We start from the raw sequence: 1,081 nt of genomic DNA on the forward strand, positions 1-1,081 counted from the left end.
GAACCTCGGCGGCCGGCTTTCTCAAGCTGAACCCTCTGCGGCCGCAACTTGAGTTTGGCCCGAGGCGATAAAGTATGCACCCTTGAGGGAGAGTGGTATGGATAACGTGCACTTCAATTACGATTATACGACCGATTTTATGACGTACTACAATGGTCTGCGAGAGCAGCAGCGGATGATGCAACAGCCGGGCAAGATTCCTGCGGATGAAGCCGGCTGTGCGCAGCAACTGAGCGAACTGCACCTGAGCCCCGCCGAGCTGAGTTCGCCAGACACTCAGCCGAACAGACGCAGGAAAGTTTCCAGCGCACTGACGTCGGCGGTTCGATGCGGATGCTGCCGCAGTCCAGTCTGCGGGATAATCTGTTCAGCAGCACGCGCCATAGCGTAGACCTTGGTCGTTCGGCTGCGTGGACATTGCAGTCTGGTGACAGTTTGTCCAGCAGCACGCGCTCTACAGCGCCATCGGAAAGGCAGCCTGTCGCGCGGACAAAGGATGGCAAGAACCGAGGACTGTGGTCGCGTGTGAAGTCAGGGGTCGGCAAGGCCTTCGGTGGGAGTCGCCGCGAGAAGTCGTCCGGCGGCTCGGCGTCCGACGTCGTTGTTTATTCGGAGCTTCGCATGGATTTCGCCAAGCGCGAGCGCTCCGATGCGGACCTGCATCCCGAAGACAAGACGCTGCTGGAGAACTTCACGGCAGCAGTGCGAGGATACGAAATCCTACCCGACGGTAGCCGCGGACGAGGAGACGGAAAGGTTCCCGAGGGTACCCTCATGAATAATGTTTCGGTTCTTCGCAACTTTGCACGTTGGCTCCGAGCAGAGAACAGAGATCCAATTGCTTCTCGGCTTTTTACCGGTTCAGAAGAGTCACTCGCCGCCGACATCGACGCGTACACGGCAAGCGGTGGAGGTGACGGTCTCATGGCGGCACTGTCACATCTCCGAAAGCTCGCGCCTGATGGGCAAGAACTCCAAACCGTCGGCAGCGGGCCCCGGCTGATGGGGCGCCAAACACATGTTCCTTACCCCGACGACGGCCTCACCATCGATGGCCTCTGGAAGGAAGAGCAGAGCAAGG

Annotated in this window: 1 protein-coding gene and 1 pseudogene; both read left to right on the plus strand. The window is 59.3% G+C overall.

Features of this window, described 5'->3' with window-relative positions:
* Positions 1-97 precede the first annotated feature (97 nt).
* Positions 98-391 (plus strand): hypothetical protein, encoded by a 294-nt coding sequence (locus tag ILFOPFJJ_RS34620; protein ID WP_173514870.1) that lies wholly within the window; start codon positions 98-100, stop codon positions 389-391.
* 230 nt (positions 392-621) lie between these two features.
* Positions 622-1,081 (plus strand): annotated as a pseudogene (locus tag ILFOPFJJ_RS34625) (Ulp1 family isopeptidase); the annotation flags it as partial.

The organism is Sinorhizobium psoraleae, from assembly GCF_013283645.1.
GTDB lineage: Bacteria > Pseudomonadota > Alphaproteobacteria > Rhizobiales > Rhizobiaceae > Sinorhizobium > Sinorhizobium psoraleae.